Genomic DNA, 18277 nt, shown 5'->3' on the forward strand with positions numbered 1-18277 from the left:
TCAACCCCCCAGGTTGAGCGTGAGTTTGGTGACGGCGAACGCCTCGGCGTAGCGCGCGTGGCATTCGATGCCGCGGATCCGGGCCAACCCGAGGAAGGCCTCCCGGTCGTACCAGGGCCGGTGGCGCTGCGAGGGGTAGTGCTCCTGCAGCAGCCGCACCTTCTGTTCGGCGATCTCGGGCGTCAGCGGCTGGTACGCCGTCATACGGCCGAGGTCGCCGTCCCACTTGACGATCTCGTAGCCGAGCACGAGGTGGTCGCGGAACGCGCTGGGTATCAGCGTGGCCAGGCCGCGGTGGTCCTGGTGCGCGTCAGCGGTGCGCGGGGCCAGCACGAGATCCGGCTCCGTCGCCGCGCGCAGCTCCTCGACCGCGGCCTTGGCCTCCTCCCAGTGGGCGGGCAGCCGGCCGTCCGGCAGCTTGTGCACGGTCAGCCGCAGGTCGGCGCCCGGGCAGAAGGCGGTGAGCGCGTCCTGCTCCTCCTGCTCCCGCTCGCTGCCGCCGCCGGTCAGCACCAGCGCGTCGACGCGGAGGCCCGGCCGCGCGCGGCACAGCGTCAGCAGCGTGCCGCCGGCGCCGAGGGCGATGTCGTCGCAGTGCGCGCCCACCGCGACGATCCGGTCCACGCGCCCGGTCCCGAGCCGGATCACGCGCTCACCGCCGCGCCGTCCCGCTCCCACACGGCCCACGGGCGCTCGCCCCGGGCGTAGGCCTCGTCGAGCGCGGCTCGCTCCTTGACGGTGTCGGTCGGCTTCCAGAAGCCGCGGTGCTGGTGGGCCACCAGCCGGCCACGCTTGGCCAGTTGGGCGCATCCGTCGGCGACCAGGTCCCCGTTCTCCGGGATGTGGTCGAAGATCTCCTGGCGGAGCACGAAGTAGCCGCCGTTCTCCCACAGCGGCAGTTCGCTCACCGCGGTGATGCCGCCGACCAGGCCGTCCTCGCCCAGCTCCACGCAGTGGAACGAGGACTGCGGCGGCACGACCATCATCGACGCGCCGGCGTCGCGCTGCGCGAACCTGTCGATCATCTCCGGCAGCGGGGCGTCGGTGAGGACGTCGGCGTAGTTGGCGAGGAACATCTCGTCGCCGTCCAGGTGGTGGCGCACCCGGCGCAGCCGCTCCCCGATGGGGGACTCGATGCCGGTCTGCGCGAACGTGATCGTCCAGTCGGCGATGTCGGTGGACAGCAGCTCGGTCCGCCCGCCGCGCAGCACGAAGTCGTTGGAGGTGGTCTCCTCGTAGGTGAGGAAGAAGTTCTTGATGTGGTGGGCCCCGTAGCCGAGGCACAGGATGAACTCCTTGTGCCCGTAGTGCGCGTAGTAGCGCATGACGTGCCAGATCAGCGGTCTGGGGCCGACCATCGCCATGGGTTTGGGCACGTCGTCGGAGGTTCCGTTGCGCATCCGCATCCCGTAACCGCCGCAGAACAGAACGACCTTCATGCTGTGACCTTTCGGGACGGGACCTCGACGATGCTCAGTTCCGGGATGGGAAAGACCAGCCGGCCGCCCCAGTCGTGCACGTAGGACAGCTGCTCGACGAGCTCGGGCCGCAGGTTCCACGGCAGGACGAGCACGTAGTCCGGCCGGTCGGCCGCTATCTGCTCGGGCGGCAGGATGGGGATGCGGGTGCCCGGGGTGAACCGGCCGTGCTTGTAGGGGTTGCGGTCGACGGTGTACGGCAGCAGGTCGGGCCGGATGCCGCAGTGGTTGAGCAGGGTGTTGCCCTTGCCCGGAGCGCCGTAGCCGACGACCGTCTCGCCGCGCTCGGCCGCCTCGATGAGGAACTTCAGCAGGTCGCGGCGCACCTTGGCCACCCGGGCGGAGAACTCGGTGTACCCGGACAGCTCCTGCAGTCCGGCGGCCTTCTCGCGGGCCAGTACGTCGGCCACCTGCTGCGCCGGCTCGCCGGCCACCTCGGCCGGCCGGGCCCACAGCCGGATGGAGCCGCCGTGCGTGGGCAGCAACTCGACGTCGACGAGCGTGAGTCCGCCGCTCGCCAGCGCCCGGATCGCGGAGGCGACCGTGTAGTACTGGAAGTGCTCGTGGTAGATCGTGTCGTACTGGTTCTCCTCGATGAGGGTCAGCAGGTGCTGCACCTCGATGGAGACCCAGCCGTCGTCGGCGACCAGGGCGCGCAGTCCCTGGGTGAACCCGATCACGTCGGGGATGTGCGCGTACACGTTGTTGGCGACGACCAGGTCTGCCGGGCCGTGCTCGGCGCGGACGGCCGAGCCGGTGTCCGGGGACAGGAACTCCGTGAGCGTGGGCACCCCCGCCTCGCGCGCCGCCGCGCCGACGTTCACCGACGGCTCGATGCCCAGGCAGCGGATCCCCCGCTCCACCACGTGCTTCAGCAGGTACCCGTCGTTGCTGGCGACCTCGACCACGAAGGCGCCTGGTCCGAGACCGACCCGCTGTACGGCGTCGGCGACGAACCTGCGGGCGTGCTCCACCCAGGAGGTCGAGAAGGAGGAGAAGTACGCGTATTCCTTGAACGTCTCCTCCGGCGTGATCAGCGGCGGGATCTGCGCCAGCCAGCAGTCGGTGCACACCCGCAGGTGCAGCGGGTACGCCGGTTCCGGCTGGTCCAGTTGGTCCGCGGCGAGAAAGCTCTCACACGGTGGCGTCGCACCGAGATCGACGACGCTCGCCAGCGCCGCCGAGCCGCACAGTCGGCATCGTGTCATGTCCTGCCCCCCATTGCTTCCGTCCGACCCGCGATCGCGGTGCGGTACTCCTCCACCAGGCGCTCCAGCCCGACGGCCGGGCTGAAGCCCTGCTCGTAGCGGCGCCGGGCCGCCTCGCCCATCTCCCGGTTGCGGTCCGGCTCGGCCGCGATCCGGCGTACGCAGGCCGCGAGCGAGGCGGCGTCACCCGGCCGGTGCAGCAGCCCGGTCACCCCCTCCTCGACGAGTTCGACGAAGGCGCCGTGACCGGCGGCGACGACCGGGACCCCCGCCGCCATCGCCTCCACGACCACCAGGCCGAACGCCTCCAGCCATGTCGAGGGAGCCAGCACGGCGACCGAGCGCGCGACGGCCTGCCGGCACTCCGCCGGGTCCAGCAGGCCGGCGTAGCGCACGTCGTCCCGGCCCGCCGCCCAGGCGGTCACCTCCCGCTGCAGCGGCCCCGCCCCGGCGATCACGAGCGGTACGCCCGCACCGCCGCTCGCGGCGATCTCGTCCCAGGCGGCCATGAGCAGCCGTACGCCCTTGGCCTGCGCGAGCCGGCCGAGAAAGAGCAGGTGCTCTCCCCCGCCTGCCCGGCAGGCGCCCGGGTCGGGTACGAAGTTGTGCTTCACGGCGAGCCGTTCGCCCGGCATGCCGGCCCGGACCAGGACATCGCGCTGCGCCGCGGAGATGCACAGGAACCGCTCCACCCCGGACCACCAGCGCCGCCGGTTGACCGTGAGGCTGACCGCGAGCGGCACCGTCGCCAGACGCGAGTTGCGGTAGCAGCCGTGCCGGACGGCGGGCAGCGGGACCGCCGATCCGACGCACGCGGTGCACGGCCGGCCGTCCCGCTGCAGCGTGCCGGGCGGGCAGACCTGGGTGTAGTTGTGCAGGGTGGCGACGGCGGGCACGCCCGCGTCGGCGCAGGCGGCGAGGACCGCGGGCGACAGCAGCGGGAAGACGTTGTGGACGTGGACGATGTCCGGCCGCTCGCTGCGCAGCCGGGCGGTGAGTTCCGTGCGGACCGCCGGGTTCCACGGCACCAGCAGCGGTACCGCCGCCTTGCCCGGCAGGGACCGGGCGGCGATGTCGTCGCTGCGCCGCTCGAACACCCCGACCCGGTGGCCGGCCTCGCGCAGCAGCGCCACCTCCTGGTCGACCACCTTGTTCTCGCCGCTCGGCTGCGCCGAGGAGTAGCGGTTGTGCACCACCAGAACGTGCATGCTCAGGTCACCTCCGTTCTCCGGGCCCAGCGCGGAATGTGCCGTCGCGTCCCGTCGGGCGCCGGGAGGGGCGTGGCCTGGGCGGGTGCCGCCAGCAGCGAGGCGGCCACGGCCAGGTGCAGCAGGTACGGTGAGGCGTCGCCCAGTCCGGCCTCGGTGTACGACGCGATCCCGCAGTAGCTGATCAGGAAGACCGCGCAGGCCCGCTGCAGCGACGGCGGCCGCAGCAGCGCGACGGTGCCCAGCACGACGACGAACGCCGCGACCAGGGCGACGCCGAGCAGGCCCTGTTCCTGGTAGACGGCCAGCCAGCTGTTGTCGATGGGCAGCCCGCCGAAGGACTTGTCGCCCAGGCCCGCGCCGAACAGCTGCTCCGCGGTCGTCCGCGGCGCCGCGAGCAGGGCGTGCCAGACCTTGGCCCGGCCGGTGAGGCTGGAGAAGTTCTCCTGGCTCTGTCCGCGCAGGAACCACGCCTGCAGCGCGGAGCCGAGCGCGACCGCGGCCACCGCCGCGCACAGCACCGCCCAGGCGAAGAACCGGCGGGCTGCGGCGCTGGTCAGGACCAGGGAGCCGATCGCCAGCACCAGCCCGATGAGCAGGCCCAGCGTGGCCGTCCGGGTGTGGGTCAGCGCGAGCAGGACGAGGGAGGGCACGATGACCACCGCCGCGCCGGCCTTGTCGGTCCGGCGGCCCAACAGGAGCAGCACGGTCAGCCCGATGATCACCGCGGCGTACTGTCCGATCTGCGGTGGGGTGAGCGGCCACACCGCGCCGACCAGCCGTCCGCCGTAGAGCTCGGGCAGGGCCGCGCCCGGTGAGACGGCCAGGCCGACGGCCACCGACCCGAGCACCGCGAAGTACATCCGGACGTGGTGCCTCACGAACGTCAGACCGCCGTCCCACCAGCGGCTGAGCAACCACAGCGTGGCGACGAAGACAGCCAGCCGGGCGCAGCGGAACAGCGCGCCGAACCCGGACCCCAGGTCCGCGCTGGAGATCACGCTGGGCACCAGCAGCAGGGTCAGCAGGAACAGGTAGGCGCTCGGCCGGACCCGCAGCCGGGGGTTGAGGGTGAGCGCCAGCGCGAAGGCGGCGACCAGCGCGCCCATCGTGACCATCTGGATGAGGGAGCGGGGCAGCGGGACGATGGTCTGCGCGCCGGCCGAGCCGAGCGTGTTGAGGACCAGCAGTCCCCAGACGGTCCCGACGGCCCTCGGCGTGCGGTCCACGCCCATCTCAACCACCGTCCCCTGCGCGGAAGGTGCTGCCCGCGTCCTGCCGGTACGGCGTGCTGCGCCACTGCCCGGAGTCGAGCGTCCGGCTCGGATCGTGGGCGACGAAGCTCCACGGTCCGCGGTAGACGTTGTCGTGCCAGCGGTTGTGCTGCCCGCTGGTGATCGCCTCGGCCACCCGGTCGCCCTTGTACGGCGACCAGTCCGGGTAGGTGCCGTAGTTGGCGAGCACCGCCATACGGCCGCACTGCACCGCGCACTTGACGACGGAGGTGTCCAGCAGGAAGCGGTTGCCGTGGATGTCCACCCGCTGGGTCTTCCACCGGCAGTCGGCGTACAGGGGCGCGGTGGCGATCGCCGGCTGTGCGCAGCGCTCGGTGTTCTTCACCAGCAGCGTGCAGTCACCGGAGGAGGTGTTGGCGGGGCTGTTGCAGAACCGGTCGGCGTTCTCCCACAGGGTGATCCCGGACCAGTTGTCCTCCAGCACGTTCCGGTAGATGTCGAGCTTGTCCGTCCGGGCCCGGATCCGTGGTTCGCCGCCGGATTCGGAGACGTAGACCGTCGCGAAGGGGAAGGGGTCGCCGCGGTCGGCCGCCCTGCGGCCCTCGACCCAGTTGTTCCGCCGGATGGTGTTGTTCCGGATGACCGCGTTGTAGCTGGTCTCATAGATCAGCGCGGCGCCGTCGTTGGCCTCAAGCAGGTTGTCCTCGATGCGGAAGTCGTTGTTGTTGGTGTCCGCCCACAGCCCGGCTCCGCGGTTGCCGTGCACCCAGTTGCCGCGTACGTCGGCGCCGTCGACGGCCCAGAACTTGATGCCTCCGGTGCAGCCGCAGCCCTCCCGCCGCCGCTCCCAGTCGCCGGTGTTGTTGCCCGCGATCTCGTTGCCCTCGACGACCAGGCCGCTGATCCGGCCGTGGGCCTTGTAGGCGTTCATGCCGTACTGGCCGTTGCCGCGCAGGCAGCTGGCCCGGACCCGCTGGCGGGCGCCGGCCATCAGCCCGGCACCGGAGTTGTCCTGGATCGTCGCGTGCTCGATCACCCACCCGTCGGCCGAGTCGTGGTTGACCACGCCCTCGTCCTGCGGCGCGACGAAACCCTGCACCGTCAGGTAGCGGATCGTGACGTCCCTGGCGGTGCCGCCGAACGCGTACTGGTTCTTCTTCCGGCCGTCCAGCACCGCGCCCGGCGCGCCGAGATAGCGGTTGCCCTCCTTGGGGACGACCTGGGCGTAGCGGTCGGGAGCGAGCCGGTGCCTGCCGGGGCGGAGCCAGAACGTGGTGTGCGCGGGGCTGCTCCTGGTCTTCGCGGCCAGGTCGCCGACCACCGCGGGGTCGACCGGCACCGCGCCCGCCGGCGCCTTCGCCGGGCCTGCCGCGGGCTGGGCGCACACCCGGGCCACGCGCGGGGCGGACGCGCCGGACGGGGACGGCGCGCCGGCCGCGCCCGGCTTCGCCGGGGCGTCCGGCGTGCTCGTACAGCCGGTCGCGGACAGCAGGGCCAGTGCCAGCGGTGCCGCCGGCCAGGCCCAGTGTCGTTTCCTGATCCCCACGCGCCCTCCTAGCCGCGGAACCCGAGGACGGTGGTGAACCCCTGCCGGCCGTCGGTGAACCCGGTGCCGACCAGCGTGGTGGCGGGCTCCTTGCGCCCGAAGCCGGCCGAGTACCAGCCCAGCGGCGGGTCGGTTTCGCCGCGGTGCGCCCGCCAGCTCAGCTGCCCGGGCAGGTCGAGCACGGCGGAGCGGTCCTCGCCGTCCCGGGTCCAGGTGAGCGCGGCCCGGCTGCCCACCAGGTGCGCGGCGATCGCCGGCCCGAGGTGGAACGCCAGCTGCACGGCCCGGCGCGGGCCGCGCACCTCGTCGACCACGCGCACCTCCTGGCCGGCGGCGCTCAGTTCCACCCGGCGGCGGTGCACGCAGGGCCGGTAGCCGTCGTGTTCGGCGCACCAGCGGGCCACCTCCGCGTCGGAGGTGTCGACGGCCAGGACGCGGCTGCGGGCCTGCCGGGTCCACAGGAACGGGCCGCCGGAGACGGACTGGTCCGCGCCGTCCAGCCGCAGGGTGTTGTGCCCGAGGGTCGACCGGAAGTACTGCCGCCACTCGGGCTGCCCGTGGTAGCAGTACGTGCCCGGGTCGGCGAGCACGTCGACCCCGTCGTGCCGGACCTCCACCGACAGCGCGTCGGCGTGGGCGTGCGCGGCGATGGACAGGAAGCCGTGCGGTCCCCCGTCGCAGCGGCACCAGATCTCCCCCGGGCCGCGCAGGATCGTCATGCCCGCGTCCGCGAAATGCGCCGGGCGGTTCTCGGGGCGCGTCACGGACAGTCCACCGGGCTTGATGAGCGCGGCCAGCAGCGGGGTGCGCACATCGGTGCCGTTGACGTCCGGCCACCAGGCGAGCCGGCCGAACACGGCCTCCCCGGTGGCCAGCAGCGAGGCCCAGCGGTCGGTGCCGGCGCCGTCCACGACCAGACCGTGCCCGTCGTCCGCGTCGCCCTGGCGGGGCGGCCGCAGCCGGCTGTCCACGACGGCCGCGAGCGCGTCGGTCATCCGCAGCAGCACCAGTCGGACCGACGCGGGAACCGGCACGCCCGCGGTATCCGCCTCCGCCACCGCGGCCAGGCCGAGCTCCAGCACGAGTCCGTGGTACTCGGTGGCCAGCTCGCGGTTGAGGCCGGAGGCGAAGGTGTTGGCGCTGAGGTGCCGCTGCAGTGACCGCAGCGCGTCGGCGCGCCAGCGCGCCGAGGAGGGGAACCAGCCGAACGCGCAGGCCGCTGCCACCTGACCGGCGGCCTCGGCGATGACGTGGTTGTTCGCGGAGGACCCCCGGCTGGGGAACGCGGCCAGCCAGCGCTGGTGGTGCCAGATCTGCCGCAGCGCCACCGGGTTGTCCTCGAACAGGGCGGCCGCGCCCGGCCAGCCGTCGAGCAGCCGGCGGATCCACACCCAGGACAGCAGCCGGATGCCCAGTTCGATGCCGCTGATCCAGTGCACGCCGTGCAGCGGCGGGTTGGCCGCCCACCACGACCGCAGGTGCCCGGCCACCCGCTCGGCGTACCGGTCGTCCCCGGTGACCGCGTAGGCGGCGGCGAGGACGGTGAGGTACTGGTGCCGGGACGGTTCCCAGATCTGCTTGATGTCCCCGACCGCGTCCTCGCTGCGGTACGGCACGTCGAAGGCGTAGCCCGCCGGGGCCCGGCGCCCGGTCTTCGGGTCGTACCACCAGTCCGGGTCGGCCAGGTCGTCGCGGTGCACCCCGAAGTACTCGGCGTGCCCGGCCATCAGCCGGTCCGCCTCGGCCAGGAGGCGTTTGACGGCGTCCGGGGGCACCGCGGCGATCGTCCCGGCGGGCAGGACCGCGGTGAACCGGGCGCCGGTCACGACCGGGCCGTCGGGCGGCGCCGAGCGCCACCGCCGCCGGCGCACCGCGTCGCCCACCCGGCCGCCGACCTCCCGCGGTCCCATCCGGGACAGCCGCCGCAGGTACCAGCCCGCGCTCATGGTCATCGCGCCTCCGCCAGCGTCACCGGCGCGCCGCCGGCCAGGCCGGCCTGCACGGCGAGGGTGGCCGCCGTGGTGGCCACCAGCGATTGCAGCGGGACGGGCATCGGCCCGCCGGTCCGCACGGCCTTGACGAACGCGGCCAGCTCGGCGTTCTGGCCCTTGTCCCGGGCCTTGGGCAGCCGCGAACTGACCCACCGCTTGCGCCGGCCACCGTAGACGGAGGCGCGGACGAAGTCGTCCAGCCGCAGCACCTTGCCGTCGGCGACGAGGTCCAGCGTCTCCTTGGGGAAGCCGGGCGCGCCGGTGGTGACGTAGCTGAGGGTGGCGGTGGATCCGTCCGGGTAGCGCAGGACGACCTGGAGGTCCTCGTTGCCGGGCGAGGCGACGGCGTACACCGAGACCGGGTCGGCATCGAGCAGCCAGCTCGCCGTGTCGATGAAGTGTCCGCCCTCCCCGGCGAACCGCGAGCCCTCGGTGCCCTGCCGGAGGTACCAGCTGCCCTGCTGGAGCCGGCCCGCGTTGACCAGGTAGCGCAGGCTCGCCGGACCGGTCCGGGCGCCGAAGCGCTGCCGGGCTTCCCGCAGCAGCGGCGCGAAGCGGCGGTTGAAGCCGACCTGGAGCCGGTCGTTGCCGGACTCCTCCACCGCCGCGAGGACGCCGGTGAGTTCCTCCTCGGTGAGGGCCAGGGGCTTCTCGACGAACACCGCCTTGCCGGCGAGGAGGGCCTTGCGGGTCAGGCCGGCGTGCGAGCTGTGCCGGGTGACCACGAACACCGCGTCGATGGACGGGTCGCCGAGCACGGCGTCGAGGTCGGTGGTCGCCTGGGCGAAGCCGAACTTGCGCCGCGCGTTGGCCGCGGACAGCGCCGTGGTGGTGACGACCGTCGACAGCTCGACGCCGTCGCGCTGCGCGAGGTGCGGCAGCAGCATCGACGTCGCGTAGGTGCCCGCGCCGACGAACGCCAGCCGCACCGGTGGCCTGGCGGACCGGACCGGACGGGGCCGCACGGGCACGGTGGGCACGGTCACCACCGGGGCTGCCGCTTCCTGTGGCGTGTGTTCGGGGTAGCGGAACAGGACGGCCACGGCCTTCAGGTCGCCGTCCTTCAGGCTCCGGTACGTCTCCACGGCGTCGTCGAAGTCGGCGATGTGGGAGATCAGGGGCTCCACGTCGACGCTGCCGCGGGAGAGGAGGTCGAGGAAGCACGCCAGGTTGCGGCGCTCGGTCCAGCGCACGTAGCCGATCGGGTAGTCCCGGCCCTCCAGCTCGTACTCCGGGTCGTAGCGCCCGGGGCCGTAGGAGCGGGAGAACCGGACGTCGAGCTCCTTCTCGTAGTACGCGTTCCAGGGCAGGTCCAGGCGGCACTTGCCGATGTCGACGACCCGGCCGCGGTCGCGGCTGAGCTGGGCGGCCAGCTCGACGGGCTGGTTGCTGCCGCCGCCGGCCGCCAGGTACACCTGGTCCACGCCCAGGCCGCCGGTGAGTTCGGCGACGGCGGCCGCCACGGCCGCTGAGGCGGGATCGCCGCAGGCCGCGGCGCCCAGGCGTTCGGCGAGCTCGCAGCGCACCGGGTCGGGGTCGGCTCCGACAACCCGCACGCCCGAGGCGGCCAGCAGCTGCACCACCAGCTGTCCGATCAGCCCGAGGCCGATGACCAGCGCCACTTCGCCGAGCTGCGGCTCGCCCTGGCGGACGCCCTGCAGCGCGATCGAGCCGACGGTGCCGAAGGCGGCGTGCCGGGGCGCGAGGCCGTCCGGCACCGGGGCGTACAGGTTCTTCGGCACCCAGTTCAGCTCGGCGTGCAACGCGTGCTCGTTGCCGGCGCAGGCCACGAGGTCGCCGACCTTCACGTCGTCGATGCCGGCGCCGACCTCCTCGACCACCCCGCACAGCGAGTAGCCCAGCGGCGTGTAGGAGTCCAGCTTGCCCATCACCTTGCGGTAGGTGGCGGGCAGGCCGTTGGTGGCCACGCTCTGCACGACCTTGGCCACCTGGTCCGGGCGGGAGCGGGCCTTGCCGAGCATCGACATGCCGGCCTCGGACACCTTCATCAGCTCGGTCCCGGTGGAGATCAGCGAGTAGGCGCTGCGCACCAGCACCCCGCCCGGCTTGCACCCCGGCACCGGCACGTCGAGCACGGCCAGCTCGCCGCTCTTGTAGTTCTGTACGACCTGCTTCACCCGAACTCCTCAGATTCCTAAGCCGTCAACCGAGCGCTCTGGCCGGACCGGGAGGTCGCGTCGCGGTACCAGTACTCGAGGGTCAGCACGTGCCACAGATGCTTGGAGAAGTCCCGCTGCCCGGCGGCGTCCTCGGCGACCATCCGCGCCAGCGCGTCCCGGCGCAGCAGCCCGGCGCGGACGAGCTCTCCGTCGTTGACCACCTCGCGCACCAGCGGCGCCAGATCCCGGCTCATCCAGGCGCGCAGCGGGGCGCTGAACAGGCCCTTGGGCCGGTACACGATCTCCCGGGGCAGGACCGAGGTGGCCGCCTCCTTCAGGACGGCCTTGCCCTGCCGTCCGACGATCTTGCGGTCGCCGGGTACGGCGAACGCCGCCTCGACCACCTCGACGTCCACGTACGGCACCCGCACCTCGGTCGACGCGGCCATGCTGGAGCGGTCCGTGTACGCGAGGTTCAGGCCCGGCAGGAACATCCGGGCGTCGCCCAGGCACATGCGGTTGACGAAGTCGTCGAGGTCGTTGTCCTGGTAGGTGTCCGCGTGCTCGGTCAGCACGTCGTCGACCGTGTGGGCCAGGTCCGGGGCGATCAGGGCGAGCAGCTCGTCCTGGTCGTACAGGGTGTAGCTGCGCCGGAACGCGGTCTCCTCCGGCAGATCGGCGAAGGAGAGGAACCGCTTGGCGAAGCGCACCGAGCGGTAGCCGCGGCGGGCCGTGGCGACGGGCAGCCGGTCCACGGCCGCGGACAGGCCGCGCCGCAGGGGCCGCGGGACGCGCTGGTAGCGCAGCGCGAGCAGGTTGGCCAGGTGCTTGCGGTACCCGGCGAACAGCTCGTCGGCGCCCATCCCGGAGAGCATCACCTTCACCCCGGCCTCGCGGGCGGCCGTACAGATCAGGTACGTGTTGATCGCGGCGGGATCGCCGATCGGCTCGTCCAGGTGGTACGTCATCCGCGGCAGCAGGTCGAGCACGTCCGGGGCGATCTCGATCTCGTGCAGGTCGACGCCGAACCGTTCGGCGACCTGCCGGGCGTAGCGCAGGTCGTCCGGCATCGCCTCGAACCTGGCGTCCTCGGCGCGGAATCCGATCGTGTAGGCGGAGATGCCGGGCTGGTGACGGGCCGCCAGCGCGGTCAGGTAGCTGGAGTCGAGGCCGCCGGAGAGGAAGGTCGCCACGGGCACGTCGGAGAGCAGGTGGCGCCGGGTCGACTCCTCGACGACGGCGGCGATGTCCGGCCCCTCGCCGGCCCGGGCCCGCTCCCGGCCCTGCGCGGCGACGTCCTTCAGGTGCCAGAACCGGCCGCGCTCCACCCGGCCGTCGGGCCGGCACCTCAGCCAGCTCCCCGGCGGCAGTTTCTCCGCCTCGCGCAACGCGCACCGCGAGTCCGGCACCCAGTAGTACAGCAGCGAGGCCACCAGCGCCGCGTGGTCCACCTCCAGCGGTCCGCCGGTCGCGGCGGCGAGCGCCTTGAGCTCGGAGGCGAACACCAGGCCCTCGCCGCGCCGCAGCACGAACAGCGGTTTGATGCCCAACTGGTCGCGGACCAGCACCAGTTCGCCGGTGCGCTGGTCGAAGACGCCGAACGCGAACATGCCGCGCAGCCGGGGCAGGCAGTCGGTGCCCCAGCGCCGCCAGGCCTGCAGGAGTACCTCGGTGTCGGAGGTGCCGCGGAAGCGCACGCCGGCCGCCGCCAGTTCGGCGCGCAGCTCGGGCGCGTTGTACAGCTCGCCGTTGTAGGTCAGGGCGAGGCCGTCCGAGACCATCGGCTGCGCGCCGGTGTCGGACAGGTCGATGATGGCGAGCCGGCGGTGCCCGAGGTGTACGTCGCCGTCGCCGACGGGGTGGCTGAAGTGGCCCGCCCCGTCCGGGCCGCGGTGGGCGAGGGTGTCGGTGAGCCGGTCGGTGACGGCCTTCCCGTCCGGCCATCGGTACGTGCCCGCGATGCCACACATGTCCTACCGCACCTCCTGGTCGTTGTCCGCAACCGGTGCGGCCCACAGCGGCACCCGCTCCGCCCGCGGCGCGCCCTCCCCCACTGCCTGAACGGCCTGGGAGGTGCCCCCACCGTTGTGCCGGGCCGTCCGCTCCCTGTGGCCGCGCAGCGCGATGTGCAGCCCGTCCCACAGCGTGCCGTCGGTGCGGTCCCGCGGGTCGGGGTCGATCAGCACCACACCGATCACCGGTATGCGCTGGTCCGCTAGCTGGCGCGCCACGGTGTGCAGCCATGCGGCGCCGGCGTGCCCGGCCCGTACGACGAGCACGGTGCGGGTGCCCAGGTACCGCAGGTCGGTCCACGCGGTGCCGGGTGCCACCGAACCGACCCCCAGCCGGCGTTCCTGAGCCGCCACGGCCACGGTCCGCTCGCCGCCGACCACGGGCGGGTCTCCCGGCTGCGGGCGGCGGTGTGCGAGCTCCGGGCCGGGCAGGGCGTCGATGACGGTCACCGGCCCGTCCGCCGCCAGGGCCCTGGCGAGCTCCAGGGCGATCTGGCTCGTCGTGCGCGCACAGCCCAGTTCCAGCAGCGACACCGGTTCCGCGCAGCCGCGCACGGTCCGGGCGAGGGTCGCGGTGAGCCGTTCGCGTGCCACCCGGGTCCGCCGGCGCCGCCCCGGCCCGCGCGTCGTCAGGGCGGTGCGGGGCAGTTCCGCGATGACGGAGGCGCCCAGGTTCGCCGCGATGTCCCGGCGCAGCACGGGGCGGTCCGCCACCACCGTGCCGACCGCGGCCAGCGCGAGCCCGAGCACGAGTCCGAGGACGAGTCCGATCGCGGCATCGGTGGCGACGGCCTTGGGCAGGGAGTGCCGCACCGCGCGCGGGGCGTCCACGATCTGCGTACCGGCGACGACCTCGGGCGTGCCGGTGCGTGCCTCCGCGGCGCGCTGGTCGAAGTCGGCGATGCGGGAGTTGAGTTCGGCCCGGCGGGCGAAGAGCGACTCGATGCTCGCCGCCGCCTCCGGGTCGTCGTCCGGCGACCGGTCCCCGATCTCCTCGTTGACCTGGGCGAGCTCCTTGCGCATGCGGTCGCGCTGGTCGAGCAGGGCTTTGGCCTCGGCCCGCGCGGTGTCCCGCATGCGCCTGACGTGGTCGGTGACGAACGCGTCGGCCAGCGCCTGGGCCCGGGCCACCGCTTGCGCGTCGCTGTCGCCGGTGACGTCGATCTGCAGCACGTTGTTGGTCAGGCCGGTGCCCCGGTAGTCCCGCAGGAAGTCCTCGGGCTTCTCTGGGGAGCCGAGGGCCCGCAGGGCCATGCCGGCGACCCGGGTGGTCTGCAGCACCGCGACGTCGGTGCGGATCAGCGTCCCGGTGTCGTTCGGCTGGTCCTGCTCGTGCGCCACCAGCACCTTGGCCACCGCGCTCGGCGGCGGCGGCAGCAGCACCGCCACCGCCACGCCGGCCAGCAGGCCGAGGAGTGCCAGGCCGCCCCACAGGCGGCGGCGTCTGCGCACCGCCGCCACCAGCGCCTGCAGGTCGAGGAGCCCAGCGTCGGCCGGCGCCTGCGGCGTCGTGGTCGTCGTGGTCGTCGTCACGCCGAACCTCCCCTCGCGTGGCCGGGCACCGCGAGCGTCAGCGTGGCGTCGTCCGGAATCCGGCCGGCGGACCGCGTGGGACGGGCCTGGACCAGGCCGGCGACGACGACGCCGACGACCTCGTGCCCGCCGTCCGCGCACGCCTCGGCGACGGCGGCGAGCTCCTGAGCGGTCCAGCTGCCCGCGCTGACGACCACCAGGGCACCGGACTCGGTGTCGCGGTCCGGCACCAGCGGCCGCTCCACCGCGACCTCCACCACCCGCAGCTGCGGGCCGTTCCCGGCCTCGGCGGCGAGCTGCCCCGCGGCCCGGCGGGCGATCTCGTCGCCGTCGGGTACGACGGCCAGCAGCCGCCGGGCGCCCGGCAGCCGGTCCCTCAGTCGCCCGCACACCCGCCGGTGGCGGAGCCGTCTGCCGGTCTCGTCGCCGGACTTGTGCGCAACCGGTACGTTCCACCGGGTGTCGAGGCCGAGAAGGCGGCGGAACCTGGCGCGTGCACCCGCGCCTTGCGGCCGGTGCGCGTGGCGTTCAGCGGGCACGTCCACGGTGCCGAGGAGCGGCGAGCCGAGCGCCGCGGCGATCTCCGCTTCGGTGCGCAGCCGGCGGTCCGTCCGCGCGGCGACGAGATGGCCGGCGACCCCGAGCAGGAAGAACAGCAGCGCCCCGGCGGCAACGAGCTGCACCCTCGTCGGGGGCGCCTCGCCGGTCGGCCGGGCGGCCGGGCCCATGACGACCATGCCGGCCCTGTCGCTCGCCGGGTCGGCCTCGTCCAGCTTCTTCATGGCCTCCTCCAGCGAGGTGCGCAGGTGCTCCAGCGAGGTGCGGGCCTGCACGCTCTCCACGGTCCGCCCCGGGTCGGCCGCCTTGGCCAGGTCGGTGATACGGCGGTTGGTGTCCTCCACCTTCTGCCGCAGCGCCTCGGCTCGCGTGGCGGCTCCCGCGTCGGTGCCGCCGCCCGCGATCCGCGCCGCGAACCCGACGAACTGTTCGGCCAGCCGGTCGGAGAGCTGCTGGGCGCGCTCCGGGGTCTCTGCCGTGCCCGAGAGGGTGATGATGTTGCCGTCGGCGGCCTTGGCGCTGACGCGCTCGCGCAGCTCGGTGCCGCTGACGCCGGACCAGTCGAGGGCGGCGGCCGCGCGGTCGACCACCGCCGAACTGGTCGCGACGTCCACCTGGGTCAGCAGCTCGCGCTCCTCCCACTGCCCCGGCAGCAGGACCGACGCCGAGGCGGTGTACCGCGGCGGGAACAGCACCACCGAGGCGCCGTAGCCGGCGAGTGCGCCCGTCACGGCGAGGACGGCGAGAAGCCGCCACCGCCGTCGGAGAATCCGCCCGATCGTGAGCAGGCGGATCGTTTCATCGCTCAATGGTGCTGCCTCTTCCCTGTGCGGACCGGTCGCCCGTCACCGCGGTGCGGTCACCGCAGGCAGCGGCGTAGGCGGCGAGCAGCGACGCTTGCGAGTTCCGCCAGGACAGCGGCCCGCTGATCCGCTCCTGGCCGATCGCGCCCATCCGGGCCCGCTTGTCCGAATCGTCCAGCAACGACGCGACGAGCCCGGCGAACGCGGCCTCGTCGTCGGCGGGCGCGTAGACGGCGGCATCGCCGGCGGAGACGCGCGCCTCCTTCAGGTCGAAGGAGACGATGGGCCGGCCCATCGCCATGTACTCCAGGACCTTGTTCATGGTCGACACGTCGTTGAGCGGATTGCGCGGGTCGGGCGACAGGCACACGTCCGCCGTGGACAGGTAGCGCACCAGGTCGGCGTCCGGGATGCGCCCGGTGAACTGCACCTGGTCGGAGAGGCCGAGCTGCCGGGACAGCTCCACCATCGCCTCGAAGGCGTCGCCGGAGCCGACGAACACCGCGTGCCAGTCGGTGCGCCCCAGCTCGTCGCGCAGCTTCGCCAGGGCGCGCAGGGCGTAGTCGACGCCGTCCTGGGGGCCCATGACGCCGAGGTAGCACAGCAGATGGGGTTTGCCGCGCTTCAACTCCGGTTCGGGCGGCACCGGCCGGAACCGGTCGGTCGCGGGTGCGCTGCGCACCACGAACACGTCCTGCGGCCGCCGGCCGCCCCGGCGTATGGCGACGTCCCGGTAGCTCTCGTTCGTGGCGAGCACGATGTCCGCGGCCCGGTAGGTCCGCCGTTCCAGCGCGCACACGGCGCGGTAGAGCAGGTCCTTACCGCGGCCGAACCGGGAGAGGTACAGCTCGGGCACCAGGTCGTGCTGGTCGAAGACGAACCGCGCGCCGCGCCGCTTGAGCCACAGCGCGGGCAGGAACAGCAGGTCGGGCGGGTTGCAGGCGTGGACCACGTCCACGGGGCCGACCGTGCGGGCGAGCCTGGCGGTGTGCCACAGCGCCGATCCGTACTCCCGCAGGTAGCCGGCCGGTCCTCCGGTGGCCGCGCGCAACGGGTAGCGGTGGATCCGCACCCCGTCGATCTCCGCCTCCGGCTCCGTGTCCCGTTTGCTGCCCTGGGGACAGATGACGTGCACCGTCCAGCCCGCGTCGCGCAGCGTCGTGCACTCCTGCCACACCCGCCGGTCGAAGGGCACCGACAGGTTCTCCACCAGGATCAGCGCGCGCCGGCCGGGCCGGTCGCCGCTGGTTGCGTCACCAAGCAAGGCCTATGTACCCCGGTTCGGTCCGGCGCGTCTCGGCGTCGGGAAGGTGGACGAGATCGACGATCAGCGGGGCGTCGCCGTGGGGCAGCGCCGACAGCACATGGGGATCCCTGGTGCCGACCAGGCACACCTCGGCGTGGTCGAGCACCTCGTCGACGGACTCCGCGAGCAGCTGCGCGAGGTGCGGCAACCGGTCTTCGATGTACTCGCGGTTGGCGCCGAGCAGCCGGGAGAGGCTCACGTTGGCGTCGTGGATCTTCAGGTCGTACCCCTTGCCGAAGAGCCGCTCCGCCAGTTCGACGAGCGGGCTCTCGCGGAGGTCGTCGGTGCCGGGTTTGAACGACAGCCCGAACAGGCCCACCCGGCGCTTGCCGGTGCGCTCCACCAGCTCCACCGCGCGTTGCAGATGGGCGGAGTTGGAGGGCAGCACATGGGCCAGGATGGGCACCGAGACGTCGGCCCGCTGCGCCGCGTGCACCAGGCTGCGCAGGTCCTTGGGCAGGCAGGAGCCGCCGAAGGCGAAGCCGGGCCGCAGGTAGGCGGGGCTGACGTTCAGTTTGCGGTCGGCCAGGAACACGTCCATCACCTGGTGGGAGTCCACCCCGAGCGCCCGGCACACGGCGCCCAGCTCGTTCGCGAAGCCGATCTTGAGGCCGTGGAACGCGTTGTCCGCGTACTTGATCGCCTCCGCCGTCGGCACCGGCACCCGGAACACCTCGCCGGGCAGGCCGTCGTAGAGCGCCGCCACCGCGTCGCCGCCGGCCGGGTCGAGTTCGCCGATGACGGTCTTGGGCGGGTCGAAGAAGTCCCGCACGCTCGTGCCCTCGCGCAGGAACTCCGGGTTGACCGCGACCCCGAAGTCCACCCCGGCGGTGCCGCCGACGTGCTTCTCCAGGAGTGGCACCAGCAGGTTCAGGCAGGTGCCGGGGAGCATGGTGCTGCGGAACACCACGGTGTGCCGTCGCCCCTGCCCGGCCCCCTCGGCCAGCGCGGCGCCGATCTGCTCGGTGACCCGCTCCAGGTACGTGGTGCACAGGCTGCCGTTGGGCTCCGACGGCGTGCCCACGCAGACCAGCGACACCTCGCTGTTCTCGACGGCCTCGCGGACGTCGCCGGTGGCGCGCAGGGCTCCGCCGCGCACGACCTCGGCGATCAGCTCGCCGATCCGCTCCTCGACCACCGGGGCCTTGCCGTCGTTGACCAGGTCTACCTTCACCGGGTTGACGTCCACCCCGATGACCTCGTGCCCCAGGCTCGCCAGGCACGCGGCCGACACGCAGCCCACGTAGCCGAGCCCGAAAACGCTGACCCTCATTGCCCG

General features: G+C 73.3%; 12 protein-coding genes and 1 pseudogene. All 13 read right to left on the reverse strand.

Going from position 1 to position 18277, the window contains the following annotated elements:
• The 13 genes and pseudogenes from AB0K80_RS16475 to AB0K80_RS16535 all read right to left on the reverse strand — a co-directional run bounded on the left by AB0K80_RS16475 (position 1) and on the right by AB0K80_RS16535 (position 18271).
• Positions 1 to 648 carry a PIG-L family deacetylase gene (locus tag AB0K80_RS16475; protein WP_365669998.1) on the reverse strand — a complete coding sequence of 216 codons (648 nt, stop codon included), beginning with the start codon at positions 646 to 648 and terminating at the stop codon, positions 1 to 3.
• Entirely contained in the window at positions 645 to 1439 is a 795-nt protein-coding gene (locus AB0K80_RS16480; RefSeq protein WP_365670000.1) for a sugar phosphate nucleotidyltransferase, read from the reverse strand. Before AB0K80_RS16480 ends, AB0K80_RS16475 begins: the two co-directional genes overlap by 4 nt.
• Positions 1436 to 2686 (reverse strand): class I SAM-dependent methyltransferase, encoded by a 1251-nt coding sequence (locus tag AB0K80_RS16485; RefSeq protein WP_365670002.1) that lies wholly within the window; start codon positions 2684 to 2686, stop codon positions 1436 to 1438. Before AB0K80_RS16485 ends, AB0K80_RS16480 begins: the two co-directional genes overlap by 4 nt.
• On the reverse strand, positions 2683 to 3894 hold the full coding sequence (locus AB0K80_RS16490) for a glycosyltransferase (RefSeq protein ID WP_365670003.1): 1212 nt from the start codon (positions 3892 to 3894) through the stop codon (positions 2683 to 2685). Before AB0K80_RS16490 ends, AB0K80_RS16485 begins: the two co-directional genes overlap by 4 nt.
• Before the next feature lie 2 nt (positions 3895 to 3896).
• On the reverse strand, positions 3897 to 5129 hold the full coding sequence (locus AB0K80_RS16495) for an O-antigen ligase domain-containing protein (protein ID WP_365670005.1): 1233 nt from the start codon (positions 5127 to 5129) through the stop codon (positions 3897 to 3899).
• Between the two features lies 1 nt (position 5130).
• A complete protein-coding gene (locus AB0K80_RS16500; RefSeq protein ID WP_365670007.1) occupies positions 5131 to 6675 on the reverse strand; it encodes a right-handed parallel beta-helix repeat-containing protein in 1545 nt (514 codons plus the stop codon).
• An 8-nt stretch (positions 6676 to 6683) separates the two neighbouring features.
• A complete protein-coding gene (locus AB0K80_RS16505; protein WP_365670009.1) occupies positions 6684 to 8627 on the reverse strand; it encodes an alginate lyase family protein in 1944 nt (647 codons plus the stop codon).
• Positions 8624 to 10804 (reverse strand): bi-domain-containing oxidoreductase, encoded by a 2181-nt coding sequence (locus AB0K80_RS16510; protein ID WP_365670011.1) that lies wholly within the window; start codon positions 10802 to 10804, stop codon positions 8624 to 8626. Before AB0K80_RS16510 ends, AB0K80_RS16505 begins: the two co-directional genes overlap by 4 nt.
• 17 nt (positions 10805 to 10821) lie before the next feature.
• A complete protein-coding gene (asnB, locus tag AB0K80_RS16515) occupies positions 10822 to 12756 on the reverse strand; it encodes an asparagine synthase (glutamine-hydrolyzing) (protein ID WP_365670014.1) in 1935 nt (644 codons plus the stop codon).
• A 3-nt stretch (positions 12757 to 12759) separates the two neighbouring features.
• On the reverse strand, positions 12760 to 14331 hold the full coding sequence (locus AB0K80_RS16520; RefSeq protein WP_365670016.1) for a Wzz/FepE/Etk N-terminal domain-containing protein: 1572 nt from the start codon (positions 14329 to 14331) through the stop codon (positions 12760 to 12762).
• Complete coding sequence (locus AB0K80_RS16525; RefSeq protein ID WP_365670018.1) at positions 14328 to 15698, reverse strand: Wzz/FepE/Etk N-terminal domain-containing protein; 1371 nt, start codon at positions 15696 to 15698, stop codon at positions 14328 to 14330. Before AB0K80_RS16525 ends, AB0K80_RS16520 begins: the two co-directional genes overlap by 4 nt.
• Positions 15695 to 16956 (reverse strand): annotated as a pseudogene (locus AB0K80_RS16530) (glycosyltransferase family 4 protein). The gene AB0K80_RS16525 and the pseudogene AB0K80_RS16530 overlap by 4 nt, the downstream one beginning before the upstream one ends.
• Complete coding sequence (locus AB0K80_RS16535; protein ID WP_365670020.1) at positions 16946 to 18271, reverse strand: nucleotide sugar dehydrogenase; 1326 nt, start codon at positions 18269 to 18271, stop codon at positions 16946 to 16948. Before AB0K80_RS16535 ends, AB0K80_RS16530 begins: the two are co-directional and overlap by 11 nt.
• Positions 18272 to 18277: the final 6 nt, after the last annotated feature.

Origin of the sequence: Streptomyces sp. NPDC052682, from assembly GCF_040678435.1 — a bacterium.
GTDB lineage: Bacteria > Actinomycetota > Actinomycetes > Streptomycetales > Streptomycetaceae > Streptomyces.